The 26,606-nt window shown below is 68.4% G+C and carries 3 protein-coding genes; all 3 read right to left on the reverse strand.

Annotation, left to right across the window (positions count from 1 at the left end; genetic code table 11):
- From KY661_RS20570 to KY661_RS20580, 3 genes are read right to left on the reverse strand one after another with little or no spacing between them, the layout of a single operon-like run.
- Positions 1–4,548 carry a non-ribosomal peptide synthetase gene (locus KY661_RS20570; RefSeq protein WP_225411832.1) on the reverse strand — a complete coding sequence of 1,516 codons (4,548 nt, stop codon included), beginning with the start codon at positions 4,546–4,548 and terminating at the stop codon, positions 1–3.
- Positions 4,545–11,027 (reverse strand): type I polyketide synthase, encoded by a 6,483-nt coding sequence (locus KY661_RS20575; RefSeq protein WP_225411833.1) that lies wholly within the window; start codon positions 11,025–11,027, stop codon positions 4,545–4,547. The genes KY661_RS20570 and KY661_RS20575 overlap by 4 nt, the downstream gene beginning before the upstream one ends.
- On the reverse strand, positions 11,024–26,602 hold the full coding sequence (locus KY661_RS20580) for a type I polyketide synthase (protein ID WP_225411834.1): 15,579 nt from the start codon (positions 26,600–26,602) through the stop codon (positions 11,024–11,026). Before KY661_RS20580 ends, KY661_RS20575 begins: the two co-directional genes overlap by 4 nt.
- Positions 26,603–26,606 lie beyond the last annotated feature (4 nt).

The following is a 26,606-nucleotide window of genomic DNA, read 5'->3' on the forward strand; positions in this document are numbered from 1 at the left end:
TCACCTCGTCTCGGGGGCTTTGAGGAAGCCGCGATGCACGAGCGAAGAGAGGTAAGTTGAAATCAAGGCGGCGTCCACCGATGGGCAAGACGTCCCCGTTCCTTCCAAGGCCTTCAGCGTGTGGCCACTGTCGCAGACCACCATCCGCGGCCCTCCAACACTCCGGTCCTCGGGCGGAACCTGCTGAAGGAACATGAGCAGATCTCCCAGCTCGCTGTCAGACGAAGCCACAGCGCCAAGTTGCGCGAGCCATTCGTCATAGGCGAGGACGCGCAGCCCATACCCAAAGGCTCGCATGTGGCTCCACATCTCATCGGCACGCACGAACTGCGGGTTGACGAGGTGATAGGTCTGTCCGATCGACTCCGGGCGCATGGACAGAGCCACAATAGCGCTGCTGACGTAATCCACGGGCGTCAGGTCGAGCAGGGCATCGACGCTGGGAGCCATCCCCATCCGGACGCATCCCTTGAGGGTCCTGCACACCAGATCGTCCGTGTTCCAGGCACCGGTCCGGCTGTCGCCGGTCACCCGCCCCGGCCGAAGGATGGTCACCGGAAGCCCTCGCCGCGAAGCCTCCCTCACGAGTTTCTCGGCAACCCACTTGCTCTGTGCATAGCCTCCCACCAGGCTCGTGGGCCCTTCCAGAGGCTCATCCTCCCGGATGGGAGCCTTGCGTCCCAGAGGCAACACCGAGACCGTCGAGACGTAGTGCAGCGGCTTGATGCGCGTCCGCGTGGCAAGCCGGAGAATCTCCCGCGTGCCGAGCACATTGGCCGCTCGCATGGACTCGTACGGATAGAGGAAATTAACGAGGGCGCCGTTGTGATAAATGGCGTCCACCTCTTCCGAGAGCCGCTGGAACTCCGCCTCTGAAAGCCCCAACAGGGGCTGGCCGATGTCCCCACGGAGGGGAACGATGCGCGGCGCCAGGGCCTCGTTCCACAGCGAGTAGCTCTCCAGGTTCTTGCGAATCCTGAGCATCCCGTCCTGCTCCGTCTTGGAACGCACCAGGCAATAGATGCGTGCATCTGTCTTGCGACAGAGCTCCTCCAGCAGGAAGGCCCCCAGGAAGCCCGTGGCGCCAGTCAGCAGGACGGTGCGCAAAGCCCCCGCCACGGGCGGAAGTGCCTTGCCCAGCCCAATCCCGGCATCCAGCACGGCATCCGCTTCCATCTCCGCCGTCACATCGTGGGCTGGCAGCGAGCCGACCTTGGCGGCCTCGATGGCCCGTGTCATCTCCTCCAAGGTCGGCGCCTGCAACAGGGCACGCAGCGGAATGTCCGCCCCAGACGCCGAGCGCGCGAGGACGAGCACCCGGTAAAGCAGAAGCGAGTGCCCTCCGAGTTCGAAGAAGTTGTCGTGGACACCGATCTGCTCCACGCCCAAGACCTGGCGCCAGATGGCGGCCAGGGACTCTTCACCAGCAGTCCGCGGCGCAACGTGCTCCTTCGCCGGCCCGGCGTGCATGCGCTCCGGCTCAGGGAGCGCGGCACGATCCACCTTTCCATTCGGCGTGAGCGGCAACGCATCGAGGCTCACGAACAAAAAGGGAACCATGTACTCGGGCAGCCTGGACTTCAAGTAGTCGCGCAGCTCGGCTGGGTCGGGCGCCTTCTCCCCACGCCCGACCACGTAAGCCACAAGCTGCTTGTCCGACCCCAGTCCCTCCCGCACCACGACCACGGCGTCGCGGACCTCTGGGTGCTCCAGCAGCGCCGCGCCGATCTCTCCGAGCTCGATGCGGAAGCCACGGAGCTTCACCTGGTGATCCATCCGGCCCAGGTACTCGAGCTGTCCGTCCGGAAGCCACCGCGCCAGGTCTCCCGTTCTGTACAGGCGGGCCTCGGGAGCTCCACCGAAGGGAGAATGGACGAACCTTTCCGCCGTGAGTTCCGGTCGGCCCAGGTACCCGCGCGCGACCCCGAGGCCCCCGATGTAGACCTCGCCCGGCACGCCGATGGGCATCGGTTCTCTGTTCGAGTCCAACACATACACCTGGGTATTCCCAACAGGGCGCCCGATGGTCGGCATCTGCCCACGGCTCACCCGGGTGAACGTCGAGTAGGTCGTGGTCTCGCTCGGACCATAGAGGTTGAACACATCCCGCACGTGGCCGAGTTGGTAGATCTGATCGACGAGCGCTCCCGCGAGCGCCTCCCCCGCCAGGTTCACGATGGCCACCGAAGACGGCACAGCGCCCGCTCGCAGAAGCGCGCCCATGGCCGATGGAACGGTGTTGATGAGCGTCACTTCCCGCGCCGCGGGCAGCTCTGGCAACTCCAGCGCGTTCTTCGCGACGATCACCTTCGCCCCACAGCACAGGGGGGTGAAGAGCTCGAAGACCGAGAGGTCGAAACAGATCGACGTCGAGGCCAGAGTTCCCGCCAGCTCCTTGGGAGAGAAGACGCTCATGGCCCATATCAGGAAGGCCACGGCGTTGCGGTGCTCGATCATGACCCCCTTGGGCTTGCCGGTGGAGCCCGAGGTGTAGATGAGGTAGGCGATCGCATCCGGCGCCGTGGTGCGCTCAGGGTTCGTCTCGCGCTCGGCTCCAATGGCTGGCCAGTCCGTATCCAGGCACACCACACGCGCCTGGGTGGAGGGAAGCTCCGGGACGAGGCGCTGCTGCGTGAGCAGCACGGGCACCTGGGCATCCTCGAGGATCAGCGCCAGCCGCTCCTTCGGATAGGCGGGATCCAACGGGACATAGGCCCCCCCGGCTTTCAGGATGGCCAGCAGCCCGATGACAACATCTTCCGTGCGCTCGACGCAGAGGCCGACGCGCTCCTCGGGCCGTACGCCGAGCCGCCGCAGATGGTGAGCCAGCTGGTTTGCCCGGCGGTTGAGCTCCGCATAGGTGAGGGTCCGCTGCCCGCTCACCACGGCCACGGCCTGGGGGGTCCGCTCCACCTGGGCCTGCACGAGCTCGTGCATGCACACTGCGGGGACGCCGAGCGCTGGACCGTTCCAATCGGAGAGGAGCCTCCCGCGCTCCTCCGCCGTCAACAGCGGCAGCTTCGACAACGGCATGGCGGGGTGCGCCACGATGGACTCGAGCAGCACCTGGAAGTGCCCCACCATCCGCTCGGCCGTCGAGGCGTCGAACACCTCCCGCGAGTACTCCAACATGCCGGCCATGCCCTTCTCGCCCGAAGCCAGAATGAGCGAGAGCTCGAACTTGGCCACCCCCTCCACGCTGCCGTCCGGAGCACCATTCAGGAAGGACCAGCTCGTTCCCGGCAGATCCAGCGCCGGCGCTGGAATGTTCTCCAGCGTGAAGCAGGCACGCACCAACGGGTTGAGCCCACCGTCGCGCGACGCGCCGACCGCCTGCACCACCTCGCTGAACGGCAGCGCCTGGTAGTCCAGTGCTTCGAGCACGGTCTTGCGGGCACGGCCCAGCCACTGCGTGAAGGTCGGCTCGCCCGACAAGTCACACCGGAGCGCGAGGGTATTGGCGATGAAGCCGATGAGCTCCGCGGGCACGCTCCCGCGGTTGGCGATCACCGTCCCCACACCGAAATCGGCCTGCCCGGAATAGCGTTGCAGGAGAGCCGAGAACGAGGCGAAGAGCACCATGAAGAGGCTGCATCCCTCCCGGCTGGCGAGCTCCTTCAGGGCCTCGCTGAGCGCTGGCGACAAGGAGACGGGAACCGTGGCGCCGCGATGGCTCGTGGAGGTGGAGACCGCATGGTCCACGGGGAGCTGAAGCGGAGGCAGCCCCTTGAGCTTCTCCTTCCAGTACGCTCGCTCGCGGGCTCCCGGCTCCCCCGCCAACCACGCCCGCTCGCGCAAGGCTGAATCGGCGAATTGCATCGACACGGGCGGCAACGCCGCCGGCTGCCCCCGGACGAAGGACGCGTACAGCGCCGACAGCTCCCGGACGAAGACGCCAAGTGACCAGCCGTCCGTGATGATGTGATGCTTCGTCACGAAGAGGGCGAAGTCATCGGTTCCCAGAGCCACGAGCGCGACCCGGAGAAGCGGCCCCTTCGCCAGATCAAAGGGCCGCTGGGCCAGCTCGTCCGAGCGCCGCTGGATCTCCTCCTCGCGCTGCGGCTCCGTGAGCCCCGGCACCTCCACGATCGTCAGATCCACGCCAACATCAGGAGACGCGATGACCTGCCGGGGACTGCCCTCCACCTCAGGGAAAGACGTCCGGAGCACCTCGTGCCGCCGGACAAGCTCGTCCAGGCTCCGGCGCAAGGCCTTGGTATCGAGCGCACCTCGCACCCGGAGGCCAAGATGGACGTTGTACTGCGATGTGCCCGGCGAGAGGCGGTCGAGGAACCAGAGCCGCTCCTGCCCGCTGGACAGCGGGATGACTTCCGGCCTCGCGAGGGGCTGTGTCGGCTCGCTCCCCGCCTCCTCCCGCGAGGAGTGCTTCCGCAGAAACACCAGGATGTCCGCCTTGTTCGCGGACAGCCCGGCGCGCAGCTCCGGGGTCAGGACGGCCTTGCCTGCCTCGACCACGAGCTTGTCTCCGTCGACACGCAGGCGGACGCCCTTGGCGGCGAGGGTCCCCAACAACTCACGTACACTCATAGGACAAAGACCTCTTTATCGTCGGCGGCGGACGCATCCACCACCGGTCCAGCACCCTCCCCCGCTCGCGCGAGCGTCTCGGCCAGGGTGCGATCCATGACTTCACCCAGGAGATGCGCGCAGAGCGCGGTCAACGTCGGGTGCTTCCAAATCAACGAGGCTGGCAGCGAAAGACCCAACCCCGACACCAACCGGTTGCGCAACTCGAGCCCCATCAGGGAGTCGAGGCCAAAGCTCTGAAGCGGCGCCTCCGGATCGATGCGCGCGGAGTCCAGACGAAGGACCCGGGCGAGCTGCTCGCGAACAAACTGCTCCAAGGCCGCACGCGCCTCCTGCGGGGCCGCCGTCCGCAGCGTCTCGAGCAGGGCCAGGTCTCCCGCTCCGCCAGACTCCGTGTCCGAACCGGCCGGAACCAGCTCCGACAACCAAGGGGACGACTTCGCGCGGGGATAGAACTCCACCCACTTGCGAAGCTCGAGCGGCATGACCGCCATCTGGGTCACATCGCCATCGAGCAGCCGCCCCAGGATCGCGTTTCCTTCCGCAGGCGTCAGGCTGTCCGATCCCCGCTGGGCCAGACGCTCTCCCCGGTTGGCTTGGGCCGCGGCCAGACCGACCTCCGAGAAGGGTCCCCAGTTGATGCTCAGACCGGGCAGTCCGAGCGCCCGGCGATGGTGGGCGAGCGCGTCGAGGAACGCGTTGGCCGCCACGTAGTTGCCCTGCCCCGGTGCTCCGAACAGAGAGGCCGCCGACGAGTACAGGACGAAGAAGTCGAGCGGCGCCTCACGCGTCAGGACATGCAGGTTCCAGCCACCGAGAACCTTGGGAGCCATCACGCGCCGGAACCGCTCTACCGTCTGCTGCACCAGGACACCGTCGTCCAGCACTCCCGCCGAGTGGATGATGCCTCGCAGCGGAGGCCCCCCTTCCGCGATTTCCGAGAGCACCCGGGCGAGCTGCGCCCGGTCGGACACGTCGGCCCGGGCCACCCGCACTCGCGCGCCTGCGGCTTCGAGCGCGGACACCACCTCTTGCTGCTCCGGTGTCAGGGTGGTGTCACGTCCGACGAGCACCAGGTGCCCCGCGCCCTGATCCACCATCCACTTCGCCACTGCGAGACCGAGCCCACCGAGCCCGCCAGTAACGAGGTAGGTCCCATCCGCACGAAGGCGGCGAGCCTCCGCCGCAGGCACCACGACGCGCGCCTTCGAATCGTTCAATTTGAGGATGCTCGCATCCCCCGCGGCCGACGGCAGCCCTCCCGCCTCGAATGCTTCCCTCACTTCCTGCCAGAGGCGGGCAAACCGCTCGGGCCTGCGGCGGGCGAAGTCCTGCACGTCGACCACGCACCAGGCAACGTTCGCATCACCGGTGTGGGCCGCCGAGCCTGACGCACGCAGGTCAAGGACACGAGCCCCCTCGCTCAGCACGGACAGGCTTCGCTCGAGTTCGACAGTGCCCGGCGCGACGAACGCCAGCTCCACCCCACGTCCCCCCGTCATGTCCAGAAGCCGCGTGACGGCCGAGGCATCGCTCGGATCCACGACCTGATCGGCTCCAAGCTCCCGCAGAGACGCCCGCTGTTCGTCCGTCGTGGCGGCGGCGAAGACCTCCGCCCCCACCCTCTTGGCCAACTTGACCGCGGCCCGCCCGAGCCCACTTGCAGCCCCGAGGATCAGCACGCGGCTTCGCTTCTCCATCCGCCCCAGGTGGAACAGTGCGTACCAAGCAGGCAGAACAGTCGCCGCCAGTGCGGCGGACTCTCCGTGCGACGACGATGACGGGCGTTTGGCAGTGCACCCGGCGGTAACACTCACGTGGGAGCCCAGGCCCGACGTCACCAGGGCGATCCGCTCTTCGCCCACCGTGACGTCCTTCACTCCCTCGCCAAGGGCCACCACCCGTCCACTGCACCCGATAACGCCCCCATCGCCCTCCCAGCGCTCCGGTCCAGAACCCTCGCCGGGTCCTCCCAGAGCAGCCACTTCGACCTCAAGTTCGATCTCGCCCGGCCCAGGCGGACGCCGCGTACTCGCTCTGAACTCCAACCGGCCTTGCGCGTCGCGCTCCAGGCGGAAGGGCCTTCCCCCCACTGGAACCACGGCCTCGCTGGGAGACCTGCCAGGAGAGCCACGCACGATGCGGCCGACATGGCGGCCATCCATCCGAAGGGAGAGCTCCTCCTCCTCGTCCGCCACGAGCAGTTCGCGCACCAGCGCTGCCCCGGCGTCACCCGGGCCCATCGCGGCGGACACGTCCACACGCGTGCACTTCAGCTCGGAGTGCTCTTGAGCGATCGTGCGGCCCAGGCCCCACAGCGGTGCCTGCACCACATCCGAGGCCGACTTGCTTGCAGCGCCATGATGGACGCCTCGCGTGACGAGCCACAGCCTGGGCGGGCTCGCCAGGCTTGCCCGGGAGAGTGCCTGAACGAGATGCAGCAAGCCGCCGCACCCCATGACCGGATCCACCTCGCGAGGCTCTTGTCCCGTGAGGTGGATCACCCCACGGGGAGCCGAGCCCGCACTGAATGCCTCCGCCAGCACGGCGTCGAAGGCCTGGGGCGAGGCCGCATCCACGGCGCGGCGCCCCTGCCCCGTCCCCGGGAGATCAACGCGGATGACCTCTCCTTTGCGCGTCCGCAGCAGGGACTCGACCGCATCGGCAAGCTCGCTCCCATCGGCAACGAGCAACCAGCGCCCGTTCGCATCGGCGCCCTCGGGCAGGACAGGCTGAGCAGCGGGCTCATGCCGCCATTCGAGCGAGAAGAAGAGATCCTTGCCCTCACGCTCCGCCGCTGGGGAATCCAGCTGCTGGATCCGCAACCCGAGCGCCTCCACCAGGAGCCGTCCGGAGGCGTCGCGCAACACGAGATCGAACTCGTATACGCCGTTCCGCGCACCCTCCGGCGTCCGCAACCGCACTTGGCAGAAGACCTCAGTCCCCGGCTGCTCGTGAACCCGCAGGCAGGCGAGCGCCACGGGCACGGCGGGACCAGCGTCAGGAGCGATCTCCTCCTGGGGAACGGCCGCGGCCACCAGCTGAAAGCACGCATCGAGCAAGGCGGGGTGGATTCGATATGCCGAAGCCCGCGCCACGAGCGGCTCCGGCAACCGCACATGCCCGAGCGCCTCCGCACGGCCACGCCACACCTGTTGCACGCCCTGGAACGCGGGGCCGTAGGCCACCCCACGGCGAGCCAGTTCCTCGTAGTGCGCCGCCTGGGCGATCACCTCGGTGCAACGCTCCCGGACCGCATCGAGTGACTCGGGCGCCTGCGCCGGAGGCCCTCCCTCCATGGGACGAATCCGCCCCGCGACGTGCGCCATCCAGCCCGCCGGAGCGTTCGCGTCCGTACTCGCTTTCTGGCTCGACAGCTGAAACGAGAGGGCTCCCCCGCCCTCGTCGCTCAGCGCCATCTGGACCACGCGCTCCTGGCCCTCGGGCAGCAGCAGCCCCTCCTTGAAGGAGGTGTCGACGAGCTCGTGCGCCGTCTCTCCGGACATCTCCCGCGCCGCCGAGAGCGCCATCTCCAGATAGGCCGCGCCCGGCACCACCACCGCTCCACCCACGCGGTGATCCACCAGATAGGAAGGCTCCCGCGCGCTCAGCGCGGACTCCCAGAAGCGGCTCTCCTTCTGCACGGAAGTCGTGAACGAGCCCCCCAGGAGCGGATGGTCTCCAGCGCCCGCGCGCAAGGCCCGGCCCCGCGAAGCGGTGGCCTGCAACTCCAGCCAGTGCCGCTCGCGCTGCCACGGATACGCGGGGAGCGCGACCCGGCGACGCTTGTTCGGATGCAACCGGAGCCAGTCCACGCGGTCCACGCGGGTGGCCAGCGCGCCCAGGGAGGAGAGCAAGGAAGGCCACTCTTCCTGATCCCGGAGCAAGCTCGGCACCACGAGCCCCCGCCCAGACGTGTCCCCTTCCCGCAGCATCGCATCCACGAAGGGCACGAGGATCGGATGGGGGCTCAGCTCGATGAACAGGACGTTCCCATCCTTGATGAGGCGCTGCACCGCGTCACCGAACAGCACGGGTTGTCGCAGATTGCGCACCCAGTACGAGGCGCCCAGCTCGCGGCCATCGATGGGAGCGCCCGTCACCGTAGAATAGAGCGTGACCGTGCTTCCGGTCGGGCGAATGGCCGCCATCCGCTCCAGCAGTTCCTGCCGCAGTGGATCCATCTGCGGGCTGTGCGAGGCCACGTCCACCTTCACCCAACGGCAGAACACTTCGCGCCGCTCAAGACGCTCCAGCACCTCCTTCAGCGCAGCTGGGTCTCCCGAGAGCACCGTCGACTTCGGACTGTTGCTGACGGCGATGGCAATCCGGTCTTCCGCTCCCCGGATCTCGGCCTCCGCCTGCTCCCGGGAGAGCTCCACGACGGCCATGGCCCCCTGGCCACTGACGCGCTTGAGCAGCTTGCTCCGCTCGCAGATGATGCGCGCCGCGTCCTCCAGCGAGAGTGCCCCCGCGACATGCGCCGCGGCGACCTCTCCCATGCTGTGTCCCACCACGGCATGAGGCTCCAGCCCCAACGAGCGCCACACCGCCGCAAGCGCCACCTGCAAGGCAAACAGCGTTGGCTGAATGACGTCGATGTCATTCCAGCGGGGCTGTTGCTCGGGATGCGTCAGGAGGTCGCGCAAGGACCAATCGGCGTGATGCCGTATCGCCTCATGGCAGCGGTCGATGGCCTCCCGGAACGTCGCGTCCTCCGCGTACAACCTCCGTCCCATTCCGAGCCACTGCGACCCCTGGCCCGGAAAGACGAAGACGATCTTCTGTGCCTGCCCAGCGCCCCGGCGCCCTGCGGACAGCCCTGCGTGGCTCTCTCCTGCGGCGAAGGCCTTGAGCTGCTCGATGAGCTCCTGCTTGGACTTCGCCGCGAGGGCGAGCCGGTGCTCGTAATGGGTTCGGAAGAGGGCCGCCGTGTAGCTGATGTCGGCGAGCGATCCCACCTCCTCGCCCTTCAGGAACGAGCCCCACGTCTCTGCCAGGGCAGACAACGCCCGCGGTGTCTTCGCAGACAGGACGACGAGTTGCGCCTTGCCGTCCTCGGCCGGGGCGGCCGTGCCGGTGGGGGCGGGAGCCTCCTCCAACACCACGTGCGCGTTGATTCCGCTCAGCCCGAAGGAGCTCACGCCGGCAATGCGCCGTCCCTCATGGGCTGGCCAGGGGACACGCTCGACGGGGACTCGCGCTGGAATGCGATCCCACTCCACATGCGGGTTGGGGGTGCGGAAGTGCAGATGCGGGGGGATCTCCTTGTGCTGAAGCGAAACGATCGTCTTGATGACCCCGGCGATCCCCGCGGCCGGCTCCAGGTGTCCGATGTTCGTCTTCACCGACCCGATGAAGAAGGGCCTGTCCTCCGGACGTCCCTTGCCGAGCACGGCGCCAAGCGCCCGGAGTTCAATCGGATCCCCGAGAGGTGTGCCGGTCCCGTGGGCCTCGACATACCCCACAAGGGCCGGAGCAATGCGCGCGTTGTCGAGCGCCCGCTGAACGACCGCCTGTTGCGAAGGTCCATTGGGCACGGTCAGCCCACCGCTGGCTCCGTCATGGTTGACGGCGGAGCCGCGGATCAACGCCAGGATGGAATCACCATCCCGCTGCGCATCCGAGAGGCGCTTGAGCACGAGGACGCCGCACCCCTCTCCTCGCACGTACCCGTCCGCGGACGCATCGAACGTCTTGCACCGGCCATCGCTCGCGAGCGCCTGCATGCTGCACAAGCAGATCATCGTCTCCGGCGAGAGGATCAGGTTGACCCCGCCCGCCAGCGCCAGGTTGGACTCCCCCGCCCGGAGGCTCTCGCTGGCCAGATGGAGTGCGACCAACGATGACGAGCATGCGGTGTCGACCGGCATGCACGGCCCCTGCAGTCCGAGCACGTACGAGACGCGGCCTGGCACGAAGCTGTAGCCGTTGCCCGTCGCCATGTACCCGTCGAAGCGGGTCGCGTCGTTCTCCTTCAACAGGCGCGCCATGTAGTCGCTGGACATCACGCCCATGAAGACGCCCGTCTTGCTGCCCACGAGCTGATCGGGGGCCATGCCCGCGTTCTCCAGCGCCTCCCATGCGACCTCCAGGACGAGCCGCTGCTGCGGATCCAGGCTCGCTGCCTCCCGGGGAGAGATGCCGAAGAACTCGGCATCGAAATGCTCCACGTCATCGAGGAAGCCGCCCCGGGTTCCGTACATCTTGCCGGGAACCCCCCGGGTGGAATCGAAATGGCCGGGCACGTCCCATCGGGACTCGGGCACCTCGCGCAGCGCATCCACGCCGTCGCGCAAGATCCTCCAGTACGAGGGCCCATCGACGGCGCCGCCTGGAAAGCGGCACCCCATCCCGATGACGGCGATCGGCTCGGTGCGGGCCCGCTCCACCGCATCGAGGCGTGACTGCATCTTCTCCACGAGCAACGCGGCGCGCTGAAGCGCGGAGAGCTCGGCTGGTTTTTCCTGCTTGCTCATGATCCTTCTTCCATCAGGGCCGAGAGCTTCGCCTCCAGGGAGGCGGCAAGCTCATCCGGCGATAGCTCCATGATGCGCTCGAGAATGGCCGTGTCCTGGACCTCTCCCTGCGCGTTTTCTGCCGACTGCTTCTCCAAACCGAGGACTTCACCCAGCAGGTACTTCGCGATCGCCTCGGCCGTCGGATAGTCAAAGACCAGTGTCGAGGGCAGCGACGCACCCACGCTGTTCTGCAAACGGTTGCGAAGCTCGAGCGCCATCAGCGAGTCCATGCCGACCTCGAACAACCGCTGCCGCGGCTCCAGAGGAGCCGACGCATCCAGGCCCAGCACCCGCACCGCTTCTCCCTGCACGTGCTCCATCAGCAACAGCAGGCGCTGGCGTGGCTCCGCTGACTCAAGCCGGCGCCGGAACTCGGAAGACGAGAGGCCGTTGACCTCAGGCTCGGCCGCCACCCGGCCAGAAACCTCGGCGAGCACGGTCGGCGCCGCGCCCCTGGGGTACTGCGCAAGATAGCGCGACCATTGAACCTGCATGAGGGTGAGCTGCGGCTGCACCCGGCCAAGCGCCCGGCTGAATACCTTCATCGCCTCAGCGGGAGAGAACGCCTCGATGCCCTGTGTCTGGAAGCGGGACGCATGCTGCGCGGCCATGCCCACTTCCGCCCAGGGGCCCCAGTTGATGCTCAGCGCCGGGAGCCCCAGGGAACGCCGGTGATGCGCCAGCGCGTCCAGGAAGGCATTGGCCGCCGCGTAGCTCCCCTGCCCCGGCGGGCCCAGCAGCGTCGCCGCCGACGAGTACAGGACGAAGAAGTCGAGCTCCTTGTCCTTCGTCAACTCATGGAGGTGCCATGCGCCGTCCACCTTGGGTGCGAACACCCGGGTGAAGCGCTCCCAGTCCTGCTGCAGGAGGACGCCATCGTCCAGGACACCCGCGGCATGGACCACGCCGCGCAGGGGCGCCAGCCGCTCCGCCTCCTCAAGGCTACGGCGGACGTCTCCCTGCTTCGATACATCCGCCTGGAGGACGAGGATCTTCGCGCCAGCAGCCTCCAGGGCGCGAAGGGTTTCCTGCGCCTCTGGCTTGGCCCCGCCACGTCCGATGAGCACGAGATTCCGCGCGCCCTGATCCACCATCCACCGGGCCAGCGAGAGACCCAGTCCACCAAGTCCCCCCGTGAGCAGGTAGCTCGCGTCTGGCCGCAACCGCTGCGCCTCACTCCGCTGCTCATCACGCGACGCGCGAATCCGGGCGACGTGTCGCTGGCCCTCACGAATCACCACCTGCCGCTCGCTATCGGAGGCACTCAGCTCACGCCAGATCGCCGCCGCATCCTCTCCAGAAGAGGAGGGATCGAGGTCAATCAGCGCACCGCACCGCTCAGGGTGCTCCTGTGAGAAGACGACCCCCAGGCCCCAGACAGGGACCTGAGTCAACGCGAGCGGCCCCGAACCGGACGGGAGTGCGCGAGCGCCACGGGTCACCAGCCAGAGGCGAGCGGAGGAGGAGGAGCCCGCCAGCGCCTGGGTCAGATGCAGCGCGCTGCCGCTGCCCATCAGGTGCGCCGCACGCAGCGACTCCACGTCACCCCCGCTCGGCCCACGCATCGCCCAGAGGTGGACGACGCCCCCGAGCTGCTCGCCCGGTGGCACCGCTTCCTTGAGCAACCGCGCATAGTCCTCGGCGCGATGCGCGTTGAGGGTGAAGCGGTCACCGTCTTGGCGGGCGAACACCTCACCTGGCTGGACCAGCACGGGGCGGCAACCACTCTTCAGGAGCCGCTCCGCAAGCGCCTCCCCGGTGCCCGCCTCGTCCGCGAACACGACCCAGCGGCCAGACCCAGGCACCCCCTCGGGCAGCGGCTGGCGCTTCCAGCCGAGCTCATAGAGCGTATCGCGCTGGCCGTGGCGCAACACCGCCATGAGTGCCTCGCGCGGAGCGCGCTTGTGCTTCAGCCCTTCGATCTCGATGAGCACCCGTCCTTCGGCGTTGACCACGTACACATCGCCGGTGATGACCTCTCCAAGGGTCTCTTCCGCGTCCCTGCGGACAGCGTAGGCCCATACGGGACCGGACGGCTGCTCGTAGAAGCGGAAGCGCTCCACGGAGATCGGCACGTAGACGGTGCTCAGTTGCGCGTCCTCACGGATGAGATCCGTGCCCATCGCCTGGAGGAAGGAGTCGACCAGGCCTGGGTGAACGTACAGCCCCCGGTCATCCCGCTCTGTCGGCAACCGCATCTGGCAGAGCGCCTCGCGGCCGCCACTCTGGACGCGCTCGATCCACCGGAACGCGTGGCCGAGGTTGAACCCGATGTCCCAGTTCCGCTCGTAGATGCCCGACTCCATCAGGCGCGTGCACCGCGCTTCGATCTCCTGCCGCGAGATGGGGGCCGGACGCGCGGGCCCGTCTCCACCCACCTGCAGCGTTCCCGTGCCATTCAGCAGCCACCCCTCGGTCTCCTCGTCGGCGGACGCGGAGAGGCTGTAGATCTCGAAGTCGTACCGGCCCTGCCCCTTGGGCGCAAGGACGAGCTGAACGAGCTGCTCCTCGTCGTCCGCGAGCACGATGGGCTGCGAGAAGAGGCACTTTTCGATGGTGTACGGCCCCGCTCCGAAAGACTGGGCAGCGGTCGCGATGATGCGCGCGATGTGGCACGAGCCAGGCACAACGACCGTTCCGTAGAGCCGGTGCTCATCCAGGAAGGGCAGCGACTGCGCGCTGTAGCGGCCCTCGAAGACGATCGACTTGTTCAAAGGCGAGCGCACGCGCTGCCCGACGAGCGCCTGCGCGCTCGTGACCGGCGAGACCGGACGAAGCGCCTTGGGCGCCTCCAGCCAGTGCCGCTGGTGCTGCCACGGATAGACAGGAAGCGCGACGCGCGACCGCTGGCGCCCACCGTTCAACGCGGCCCAGTCCACCTCCACGCCCTGGGTGTAGAGCGCCCCCAGGCTGGAGAGGATCTGCGGCTGCTCGGGATGACCCTTGCGCAGCGAGGGCAACCAGGAGCCCGCGTCGTCCCCAAGCCCCTTCAGCGCCATGCCGGTGAGCGTCGGGTGCGGACCGATCTCCACGAACACAGTGCCGCCAAGCGCCCGGAGCGCCTTCAACCCGTCGTGGAAGCGCACGGCTTCACGCACGTGGCGGCGGAAGTACGCGGCGTCGAGCACGGCGCTGTCCTCAAGGAGCTTGCCCGAGACATTGGAGGCCAGGTGGATGCGAGGCGCGCGGAAGGAGATCTTCCCGGCCGCCCGCTCGAACGCATCCAGCATGGGATCCATGAGCGGTGAGTGGAACGCGTGGGACACGGTCAGCCGCCGGGCCTTGAAGCCCTTGGCCTGCAACGAGGCGGAGATCGCCTCCACCGCCTCACGCTCGCCGGAGATCACCGTGTCCGCAGGCCCGTTGACTGCCGCGATCGAGACCCGATCCGCGTACGGAGCCAACACTTCCGCGACCTGCGCCTCGCTCGCGGAGACGGCCACCATCTCGCCATTGCGCGGCAACGCTTGCATGAGCCGCGCACGCTCGGTGATGAGCCCCAGGGCCTCCTCGAGCTCCATGACCCCGGCCACGCAGGCGGCCACATACTCGCCGACGCTGTGACCCAGCACTGCCCAGGGCTCGACGCCCCAGGAGCGCCACAGTTCCGCCAGGGCGTACTCCAGCGAGAAGAGGGCTGGCTGGGTGTACTCGGTGTCATCGATCCGCGAGCCCGTTCCGTGCATCACCGACAGAAGAGACTCACCCCACTTGCCCTCGAGCAGCGCATTGCATCGATCCAGGGCCGCGCGGAAGACGGGCTCGGTCTCGTACAGCTCCCGTCCCATGCCTGCGTACTGTGCACCCTGGCCCGTGAACACGAAGACCACCTTGGGAGACTCGCTCTCGGCACGGCCTTGAGCCGACCGGGGGACCTCCTCCCCACGCGCGAGCGCCAGCAGCCGCTCCCGGGCCTGCTCCGCCGACTCCACGACGAGCGCGAGCCGGTGCGAGAACCAGGTACGCTGCGTGTTCGCCGCGTGGCAGACATCCGCGAGCGTCTGCTTCGGGGACGAAGCGAGGTGCTCACCGACCCGCGCCGCGAGCTGCGTGAGCGCACCCTTCGTCTTTGCCGAGAGCGCGAGCACGTGCAAGCCCCTCTCGGGCTGTGCCTCAAGAGGCTCGGCCGAGGGCGCCTCCTCGACGATGACGTGAGCATTGGTGCCGCTCAAGCCAAAGGCGCTGATGCCGGCAATCCTCGGGCGTGCACGCTCCGGCCAGGGTGTGACCTGCACCGGGATGTCCAGCGGGAAGCCATTCAGCTCGATGTGCGGGTTGAGGCGCTTGAGGTGCAGGTGCGGCGGGACCACTCCGTTCCGGTGAGAGAGGACAACCTTGATGAGGCCCACGATGCCCGCCGCCGCCTCCAGGTGGCCGATGCTGGTCTTCACCGAGCCGATCATCAGCCGCTGCTCGGACGTGCGGCCCTCCCCTAGCACGTTGGCCAGGGCCTGAACCTCGATGGGATCGCCGAGGGAGGTGCCCGTTCCATGCGCCTCGATGTAGTCCACATCCGCGGGCGCGACACCCGCGTTGGCCAGGGCGGCGCGGAGAACCTGCTGCTGGGCGTCGCCGTTGGGCACCGTCAGCGCACTGCTCGGGCCGTCATGGTTGACCGCCGAGCCGCGGATGACGGCGAGGATGTCATCTCCATCCCGCTTCGCATCGGACAGACGCTTGAGGACCACGATGCCGCAACCCTCGCTGCGCACGTAGCCGTCGGCGGAGGCATCGAAGGTCTTGCATCGTCCATCCTGAGACAGGGCCCGAAGCTGCGCGAGGTAGATGGTCGAGTGTGGCGCGAGCGTCATGTTGACGCCACCGGCCAGCGCCAGGTTGCTCTCACCGGCGCGCAGGCTCTGGCAGGCCAGGTGCACGGCCACCAGCGACGAGGAGCACGCGGTGTTCAAGCTCATCGTCGGCCCCTGGAACCGGAGCAGGTAGGCCAACCGGCCCGCAGCGAAGCTCGCGTCATTGCCCGTGGCGATGTAGGCGTCACCCGGGGCCGAGGCACTCCCCACGCCGTGGAGCATCGCGTACTCGTTGCTGCCGATTCCGATGAAAACGCCGGTGCGGGTATTGGCCAGGCGCGCCGGAGCCATCCCCGCGTGCTCCAGGGACTCCCAGGCCACCTCCAGCAGGAGGCGCTGCTGCGGGTCCATGTTCGCCGCCTCCCGAGGAGCAATCCCGAAGAACTGGGCATCGAACTGATCGGCCCCATCCAGGAAACCACCCCACCGGGTATAGGTCTTCCCTGGGACGCCTGGCTGCGGGTCGTAGTATTCGTCGACCTTCCACCGCGAGGCAGGGACCTCGCGGATGGCGTCCACGCCTCCCTCCAGCAGCCGCCAGAACGCTTCAGGACCCGAGGCCTGCGGAACCCGGCAGCCAATGCCGACGATCGCGATCGGCTCCGTCGCGCTGCTCACGGTGCGGCCAGCATCCTCCTTCGCCTCCACGTCCAGCCGGAGCACGTCCTGCAGGATGTGAGACGCGAGAGCCAGAACGGAGGGACGATCAAACGCGACCGTGGCTGCGAGCTGGACCCCCAACCGGGCCACCAGCCGCCGCCGCAGCTCCACGGCGGTGATCGAGTCCATGCCCGTCTCGAAGAAGCCCTGCTCCAGCTTGACCGAGGCACTCGACGGGAAACCGAGCACCCGGGCCACTTCATCACGGACCCACGATGTCACCAGCTCCTTGCGGCGCGCAGGCGAGGCGTTGCGCAACTGCGCCAACTCCTCGTTTCCAGCGTCCACCGCCACCGGGCGCGACGCGGGAACCGAAGCCGGACCGAGCGCCTCCAGCAGTGGCTTGCGCGTCCGCGACTCGTAGACAGACTTGAAGAGGCTCCAGTCAATCTGGGCGACGCTGCGCTGGGTGACATCCATGGCGAGCAGCGCTTCAAGCACCTGAAGCCCCCCCTCCACGGTGACGCCCCGGAGTCCCATGCGCTCGAACCAGCGCAGGCCCTCTTCGGCGACCATCCCCTCGGCAGCCCACGGCCCCCAGTTGATGCTCAACGCGTGCAGCCCCCGCGCACGGCGGTAGTGGGCGAGCGAGTCGAGGAACTGGTTGCCCGCGGCGTAGTGCGCCATCCGGGCCGAACCCCACACGGCCGAGCCCGACGAGAAGTAGACGGTGAAGTCCAGGTCCAGCCCCTGCGTCAGCTGGTGTAGCACCCACCCACCGGTCACCTTCGGGCGCAGAATGGAGGCGAGTGCCGCCTCATCCATGGCATCGAGCGACACGAGCGTGGACACCCCCGCGGCGTGGATGATGCCCTTCAGCGGAGCCGGGCCCTGCTGGATCGACTTGAGAACCTCCGCCATACGGGCCGGATCCCCCACATCCGCACTGAGGGCGTGCACAACGGCGCCCTCGGCCTCCAACGCTTCGATCGCGGCAATCTGCCGGCCCACCTCGCTCTCGCGGGAAATCGCCGGCCACTCGGCGCGGCCGGGCAATCCCCGCCGGCCCAGCAGCACCAGGTGACGAGCCCCCTTGGAGACCATCCACCTCGCTACGTGCAACCCCAACCCACCGAGGCCGCCCGTGATGAGGTACGACGCATCCGCACGGAGCGCGATAGGCGCGAGCGCAGGCCTCGGTGCCGCGGGGACGAGGCGAGCCACGTACCGGATCCCACCGCGGAAGGCGGTCTGCTCCTCTCCATCGAAGCCGGACAGCTCCCGCCACAGGGGCTCCACTTCACCCGCCGGGGCGCCCGGATCCAGATCCAGCAGCCCACCCCAAGCATCTGGGTACTCAAGCGCCATGACACGCCCAAGGCCCCACAAAGGCGCATGCAGGGGCGAGCCGGTTGCGGCTCCGCCCACCGCCTGGCTGCCACGGGTGCACAGCCACAGCCGGGCACCGCTCGCGGAACCACTCCGCAAGAAGGCCTGCACGAGGCGCACCACCGCGTGGACACCCAGTTGCTGCGCGGCCTCGACCTCCGCGAGCGTGGGCTCCGAGGCGGACGAAGCCTCCGCTCCCCACAGGTGCACGACGGCACGAATCGGCCCCACCTCCTGGAGCAACTGCTCGAAATGCTCGGAGCGCTGCGGATTGATCGACCGCACCCGGGGGCCTTGGACCGCCGCCTCCTCACCGGGGACGACCAAGCAGCACGGCTCCCCCCGCTGCTCGAGCAGGGCCGCCAGCGCGGCGCCCGTGCCTTCACGATGGCCGAGGATCAGCCACGTCCCAGTCCCCTGCTGCGCGCGCGGTGAAGCCGCCCCGCGCTCACGCGCCTGCCACGCAATATCGTAGACCCAATCGTCCGGACGGCTCGTGCTCGAAGCGGGAGCACCGCTGGTCACGCCACTCGCCACGGCTGTCGAAGCGCGGGCCGTCGTCGAGGCGTCGTCGAGATCAATCCAGTACCGGGAGCGCTGCCACGGGTAGAGGGGCAGCGAGACCAGGCGTCCCCCCGAGGGGAAGAGCCGGGCCCAATCCACAGGGAAGCCCTTCACGTGGAGCCCGCCCAACGCACCGAGCATCACCGTCTGGCCATCCCGCCCCTTGCGCAGGGAGGGCACCGCCGCGCCCTCCAGCTCGCGGCGCTCAAGCGCCTGGGAGACATACCGGCCGAGCGCAGGCTGCGGTCCGAGTTCCACGAAGAGCCGGTGGCCTTCATCGATCAGGGCACCCACGGCGTCGGAGAAGCGCACCGCCTCGCGGATGTTGCTCGCCCAATAGGCCGCATCAAGCGCCTGGCCGTCGATAACCCGGCCGCTCACCGTCGAGATCATCGGGATGGACGTTGGCCGCGTCTCAAGCTGGCCCAGCACCTCGATCAGCTCGGCCTGGAGCGGTGCCATCTGCTGGCTGTGGAACGCGTAGTTGACGCCGAGATCACGCGTGGAGATTCCACGCGCACGCAGGGACTCAAGCACCTCTCCGAGTGCCGCTGGCTCTCCAGAGAGGACAACGGATCGGGCGTCGTTGATGGCCCCGATCGACAGCCGATCGGCGTAACGCGCGAGTTCGCGCTGGGCATCCTCGGGCGAGAGCTCGACCGCAGCCATGCGGCCCTTGCCAGTGGCCCGCTGCATGAGGCGGCTCCGATGCGCCACCAGGCGCACCGCTTCGGGCAGACTCAGCGCCCCAGCCACGTGCGCGGCGGCGATCTCGCCCACGCTGTGACCCACGACAGCGGCCGGGACGACACCGAGGGCTCGCCATGCCGCCGCGAGCGCGACCTGGATCGCGAAGATGGCAGGCTGCGCCACCTCCGTCTCATCCAGCCGCGACGTGGGGCCTTCCACTTCGAGCGCTTCGATGATCGAGAAGCCGGTGTGCTGGGCAAGCAGCGAATCGCACTCGCGCAGCGCGGCGGCGAAGGGCTCGCTCCGGGCGAGGAGATCCCGCCCCATGCCCTGCCACTGAGAGCCCTGACCGCCGAAGACGAAGACAACCTTCTCCCGCCGGCTCTCGGCGAGCCCCGTGGTGAGGTACGGCGGCGTCGCGCCATCGAGGAAGGATTGGAGCTGCTCGCCCAACTCCTGCTTGGAGCGTCCGGCCACGGCGAGACGGTGCTCGTGGGGGTTGCGCCGGAGCGCAGCGGTGTAAGCGATGTCCTCGAGACGAAGCGCCTCGTTCTGCGGCTTTGCCAGGAGCTCCTGGTACGAGTGCGCGAGCGCTCGTAGCGCGCCCTCGCTCCTCGCGGACAAAGCGAGGAGCTGGGCCCCAGCCTCGGCGGCCACGGGCGCGGGGAGCGGCGTGGGAGCTTCCTCGAGGATCACATGCGCGTTGGTTCCGCTGATGCCGAAGGAACTCACGGCCGCGTAACGGCGCCGCTGAGAGACCGGCCACGGCTGCAGCTGCGTCGGGATGACGAAGGGCGTGTCCTCGATCGAGATTCGGGGATTGAGCGCCTTGAAGTGCAGGTGCTTCGGGATGGCCTCATGCCGCAGAGCAAGAAGGACCTTGATGAGGCCTGCCATGCCAGCCGCGGCCTCGAGGTGCCCAATGTTCGTCTTGGCGGAGCCGAGGAAGCAGGGGAAGCCGTCCTCGCGCCGGGTGCCATAGGTCTCCCGCAGGGCTTCGACCTCTATCGGATCGCCGAGCGGCGTCCCGGTGCCGTGGGCTTCGATGTAGCCGATCTCCTTGGGAGACAGGCTGGCTGCCGCCAGGGCCTCGCGGATCAGCGCCTGCTGCGACAGCACGTTGGGTGCAGTCAGTCCCGTGGAGCCACCATCCTGGTTCACGGCCGAAGCGCGGATCACCCCGAGGACGTTGTCCCCATTGGCCAATGCATCGGAGAGCCGCTTGATCACGACGACGCCACAGCCCTCGCCACGCACGAAGCCATTGGCCCTCGAATCGAAGGTCCGGCAACGCCCGTCCGGGGACAACGCCATGAGCTTGGAGAGCCAGGAGCCCGGCCGCTGCGAGAGGAGCAGGTTGACGCCCCCTACGAGCGCTGCGTCACACTCACGGTTGCGCAGGCTCTGGCTGGCCAGATGCAACGCCACGAGCGAGGACGAGCAGGCCGTATCTACGGTCATGGCCGGGCCACGCAGGTCCAGCAGGTACGAGAGCCGCCCGGCGATCACACTGTTGGAGCAGCCGATGACCGAGTAGACGTCGCCCTCGACATCACGCTCCGCCTGCAGCATGGCGTAGTCATAGCCACACACGCCGACGAAGACGCCCGTCCGGGTGCCCGCGAGGCGCGACTTCGGCAGACCCGCATTCTCAAGCGACTCCCAAGCGACCTCGAGCAACAGCCGTTGCTGCGGGTCCATCGCCACGGCCTCGCGAGGGGCAATCCCGAAGAACTCCGGATCGAAGCCATCCACGCGATCCAGGAAGCCGCCCCAGCGCGTGCCCTTGTGCTCCGCGGCATCCGTGCTGCTCTGCCAACGATCGGCAGGAACCTCGCGGACGGCATCCACCCCGTCACTCAACAGCCGCCAGTACGCCTCCGGCTCGTTGGCGCCGCCCGGGAAGCGGCAGCCAATGCCAACGATGGCAAGAGGCTCGACGCCCTGGGCAGCCGAAGCCTCTCCTGCGGAGACTCGGGACTCTGTCCTGGTCGAGCGAACCGCAGGACGCACCTCGGCCTCGAGCGCGGGCTCCAGCTTGCCGAACAGGTGCGTCGTCAGCGCCTGCACCGTGGGGTAGGCGTAGATGAGTGTCGCGGACAGCGTGAGCTTCAGACCCGACTCGATGCGGTTGCGCAGCTCCAAGCCCGTCAGGCTGTCCATTCCCAGATCGCCAAAGGGCTGATCGGGTTCGATGCGCGACGGCTCCATGCGGAGGATGCGCCCGAGCTGCTCGCGCAGGTAGCCCTCCAGGATCCCCAGCCGCTGCTCTGGCTCCGCCGCTGCCAGCAGTTCGCGCGCACTGCCCTTGCGCGAAGCCGTGTTGCTCACCCGCTCCTGCATCAGCACGGAGAGGAAGGGCGACTGCGCCGCGCTCAGATAGAACTCGCGCCACTGCCGCAGGTCGAGCGGCACCACGGCCACCTGCGCGGCATCCTGCACCAGGAGGCGGCCAAGGGCTTCGAGTGCCTGCACTGGCGGCATGTTGCCCACGCCCCGCAGGGCCAGACGGTCGCCACGGTTCGCCGCCACTGCGGCGAGCCCCACATCGGCCCATGGCCCCCAGTTGACGCTCAACGCGGGGAGTCCCGCCGCGCGCCGGTGGTGCGCGAGCACATCCATGAAGGCGTTGGCCGCCGCGTAGTTCCCCTGCCCCGGCGAGCCCAGCATCGACGCCGCCGAGGAGAACATCACGAAGAACTCAAGCGGGCGGCCCTGCGTCTGCACATGCAGGTTCCACGCACCCTGGACCTTCGGCGCCAGCACCGTGCGCAGCCGGGGTTCATCCAGTTGCGTGAGCACACCATCGGCGATGACGCCGGCCGCGTGGACGATGCCTCGCAGAGGCGGCAGCTCCGAATCGATCGTCTCGAGCAAGCGTGCCACGTCGGCGGCACTCGTGACGTCCGCCCGGTAGACGCGCACCTCGGCTCCGCTCTCCCGGAGTTCCCCCAACATCCGTTGGGCTTCTTCGGATGGAGCACCACGCCCGGTGAGCGCCAGGTTCCGGGCGCCCCTCTGGATGAACCACTTCGCCACCTCCAGCCCGAGCCCACCCAGGCCACCGGTGATGAGGTAGGTGCCATCTGCCGTGAACGCACGGGGCTCCGGTGCCTGACGCCCGGAGATGCCCCGTCCCAGCCGCGCGACATGGCGTGCCGCCCCGCGCAACGCGATCCGATCTTCCGCCCCATCCCCCAGGAGCTCCTCGGTCAGCGAGGCGATCTCCTCGGGCGAAGGCTGCGCGCTCAGATCCACATGCGCGCACCGCAACTCGGGGTGCTCATGCGTGATGACCGCCGCGAGGCCCACGAGGGGCGCGGCGGCGGGAGAGCCAGGCTGCTCGCCCTGGGCGATCACCTGGACACCCGTCGTCACCAGCCACAGCCGCGGCGCGTCGCGCCATCCACGCTGCGCCCACGCCTGAAGCAGGTACACCACGCTGGTGCTGCTCAGGGACAACGCACGTTCGAAGGACTCAGGCTCCGTCACGCTGGACGCCACATCGAGCCCGTAGAGGTGCACCATGCCCTTGCACGGCGACTGGTCGCTGAACGCCTCTTTCAGGAGCGCCTGGAAGTCCTCGAGCTTGGCGGGATTGAGGCGATAGCGATCCGCCCCGATCCGCTCGTAAGAAGTTCCCGCCTCCACCACGACACAGCCCCCGGATCGCTCCGCGAGCCCCGCGGCGAGCGACTGGCCAATGCCCCGCGCATCCGCGAAAACCAGCCAACGGCCCTCGTTCCGCGAGTTTCCGGCATCGGTCCGCGCCGGACGCTGCTGCGGCTGCCACTGGGCGGAGTAGATCCAGCGGCCGATCTCGTCAGACGGTGCGCTGGCAGCGGCGATCTTCTTGCACACCAGCCGCCGCACCTCCGCCACCACCCTGCCCTGGTCATCCAGGAGCGTGACATCACACTCGATGGTGTTCGAGCCCGCGGCGGCTCCGCTGACGATCCGGACATGGCTCCAGAGCGCGGCTTCCGGGCGCACCAGGACACGCAGCCGAGAAAGCGCCACGGGGACGTAGACGCCCCCCTCGCTGTCGAGCCCCTCGAGCGCCGCAGCCAGAACCTGGAAGCAACCATCGAGCAGCGCCGGGTGCAGGCTGTAACGCTCCTCCTCGGCCGTCAGCTCGCCCGCGAGCTGCACACGGCCAAGCGCCTCTCCCTTCGTCCGGTACAGCTCCTGCACCACGCGGAAGCTTGGGCCGTACTCCAGACCGATCTCCCGAAGGGTCTGGTAATGCGCCTCAACAGAGGCCTCCTCGCCACAACGCGCCCGGATCTCTTCGAGCACGGCTGGGGCCGCCTTCTCCGCGGCCGCCGCGTCACCCTGCCGCAGGGAGCCTTCGGCATGAAGCGTCCAGGTCAGCTCGTCGGACGGCGCCTCGCGCATGACCGGTGCGCTGAAGAGCCGGAATGCGCTGGCTCCTGGACGCTCCGTCGAGAGCCACAGTTGGAGGACCCGCTCCTCGTCCTCGGGGAACGACAGAAGCGCGCTGAAGCTCACGTCCTCAAGAGAAACCGGCTCTCCGAGCGTCTGTTTCGCCGCGCTCAGCGCCATGTCGGCCATGGCCGCTGCGGGCAGCGCGGGAACGCCCTGAACGCGGTGCTCCGCGAGCAGGGGGAAGTGCTTCGGCCCCAATTGTACCTGCCACAGGCGCGCGACCTCTCCCTGCGCGGACAGATCGATGCGCTCGCCAATGAGCGGGTGTCCTGAGGAAGTCCGCGACGAGCGCGCCCCACGGGAGGCGGGCTCCATCCAGAAACGCTCGCGCTGCCAGGGATACGTGGGCAGTGGCACGAGCTGCCCCTTGCCCGGGTACAGCCGGTTCCACGCGACGCGGTGGCCCGAGGAATAGAGGGCTCCGAGCGAGGAAAGCATGGTGTGCCGCTCGTCCTCACCCCGCCGCAGGGAAGCGAGCACCACCCCTTCCGCATTTCTCGCGCTCATCGTCTGCTCGACGGCTGGGAGCAGAACGGGGTGCGGGCTCACCTCGATGAAGGTTCCGTGATCGCTCGCGAGGAGGTGCTGCGCCGCCGCCGCGAAGCGTACCGGGTTGCGGAGGTTGTTCCCCCAGTGGGCGGCGTCCAACTTCGCCCCATCGAGGAACTCTCCCGTCACGGTGGAGCAGAGGGGAATTTCCGCGGCGCGGGGCGTGATGCGCGCGATCCGCCCTTCCAGTTCCCGGCTGATCACCTCTACCAGCGGGGTATGCGACGGCACATCCATCTTCACCCAGCGGGTGAACACGCCCCGCTGCCCGAGCGCCTCGACCGCTTCCTTGACCGCCTCCGGGTCCCCCGACAGCACCTGCGAGCGGGGACCATTCAGCCCCCCCAGCCAGATCTTGCCGCGCCAGGGACGGATCGCCTCCTCGGCCTCCTCCACCGAGAGTTCGACCATGGCCATCGTGGCGCCGCGGCCTCCCAGGGTGCGCATGAGCTTGCTGCGGTGGCAGATGATGAGGACAGCATCCTCAAGGCTCAGCGCCCCGGCCACATGGGCCGCGACCACCTCGCCCATGCTGTGTCCCATCACCGCGTCAGGCTCGATCCCCCACGAACGCCACAGGGCCGTGAGGGCCACCTCGACCGCGAAGAGCACCGGCTGATTGACGTCAATCTCGGTCAGGCGCGAGCGCTGCTCGTCCGCCGCGATCTCGTCGAGCACGCTCCAGCCCAGGTGGGGCTGCAACGCCTTGTCCACCTTGACGAGCGCGTCACGGAATACCGGCTCGCTCTCCATCAACGCCCGGCCCATCCCGGCCCGTTGCGCGCCCTGGCCCGGATAGACGAAGACGATCTTCCGGCGCCCTCCGAACGCCTTGCGGCCCGCCCAGGCGTCACTCGGCAACTCTCCCCGCGCGAACGACCGAAGCCGCTCGGCGGTGCGCTCGCGCGAGTCCGCCAGCACCGAGAGGCGGTGGGTGTGGTGCGTGCGATGTGCGGAGGCGGTGTAGCAGAGGTCGGAGAGGCTCCCTCCCCCGTCACGGCCAAGACGCTCCGCATAGCGCTCCGCGAGGGCCAGGAGGGCTTCGCGGCTGCGCGCGGACAAGGGCAGCAGTTCCGGACGCTGGGGCAACGCGTCCTTCACCGCAGGGGCCGGTGCCTCCTCGAGGATGACGTGGGCATTGGTCCCGCTGATGCCGAACGAGCTCACACCCGCGCGGCGCGGCTGTCCGGCCGCCTGCCACGGCGTGAGCCGCGTCGGGATCGTCAGCGCGCTGCCCTCGAGCTGGATGCGCGGGTTGACCTGCTTGAGGTGCAGGTGAGGCGGGATGCTCTGGTGGCGCATCGCGAGGACGACCTTCATAACGCCCGCAATGCCCGCCGCGGACTCCAGGTGTCCCACGTTGGTCTTCACCGAGCCGATGCCGCACATGCCGCCATCGGGGCGCGGGACGCCATAGGTCTCGCGCAACGCCTCCGCTTCTATCGGATCGCCGAGCGGAGTTCCGGTGCCGTGCGCCTCCACATAGCTCACCTGCTCCGCCTTCAACCCGGAACTCTCCAGGGCCTGACGGATGAGGGCCTGCTGCGAGAGCACGTTGGGCGTGGTCAGCCCCGTCGACTTGCCGTCCTGGTTGATCGCCGAGCCACGGATCGTCGCCAGGATGTGATCACCGTCCGCGAGCGCATCGGAGAGACGCTTGAGGACGACGATTCCGCACCCCTCTCCCCGGGTGAATCCATTGGCGGAGGCATCGAACGCTTTGCTCCGGCCATCCGGCGAGAGGGCCTGCAACTTGGACACGAGCAGCACGGACTGCGGCGAGAGGATCAGGTTCACGCCACCCGCGAGCGCCATGTTGCACTCGCGGTTGCGCAGGCTCTGACAGGCCAGGTGAAGCGACACGAGCGAGGACGAGCAGGCCGTGTCCACCACCAAGCTCGGCCCCTGCAAGTTGAAAAGATAAGACAACCGGCCCGAGAGGACGCTCGCGGCGACGCCCGTGGCGCTGAACGCGTCTCCCGTCTCTGGACGCTCCACCTGCATGCAGTGGTAGTCGTCATTGCAGGCACCGATGAAGACGCCGCTGCGGCTGCCCGAGAGCTTGTCGACATCCAGGCCCGCGTCCTCGAGCGCCTCCCACGCCACCTCGAGCAGCAAGCGCTGCTGGGGATCCATCCGCACCGCCTCGCGGGGGGAGATCCCAAAAAAGCCGGGGTCGAACGAATCCACCGCATCCAGGAAGCCGCCCCAGCGCATGGCCCCTTCCCCCAGGCCAGAGACCTCGTCCTTCGGCCAGCGATCGAGGGGGATCTCTCGCACGGCGTCGACACCGCCCTGGAGCAACCGCCAGAAGGCTTCCACGTCATCCGCCTGCGGAAAGCGGCACGCCATCCCCACGATGGCAATGGGCTCCTTCGCAGCTCCCTCCACGGCGTTCAGCCGCGTCTGCATCTTCTCTAGCGCCACCAACATGCGCTTGGCGGGAGACAGCTCGTTGGACTCGTCGTTGCGGTTTGCCATGTCG

This window comes from Allostigmatella hybrida, assembly GCF_020103775.1.
In the GTDB taxonomy this organism is placed as follows: Bacteria; Myxococcota; Myxococcia; order Myxococcales; family Myxococcaceae; genus Hyalangium; species Hyalangium aurantiaca.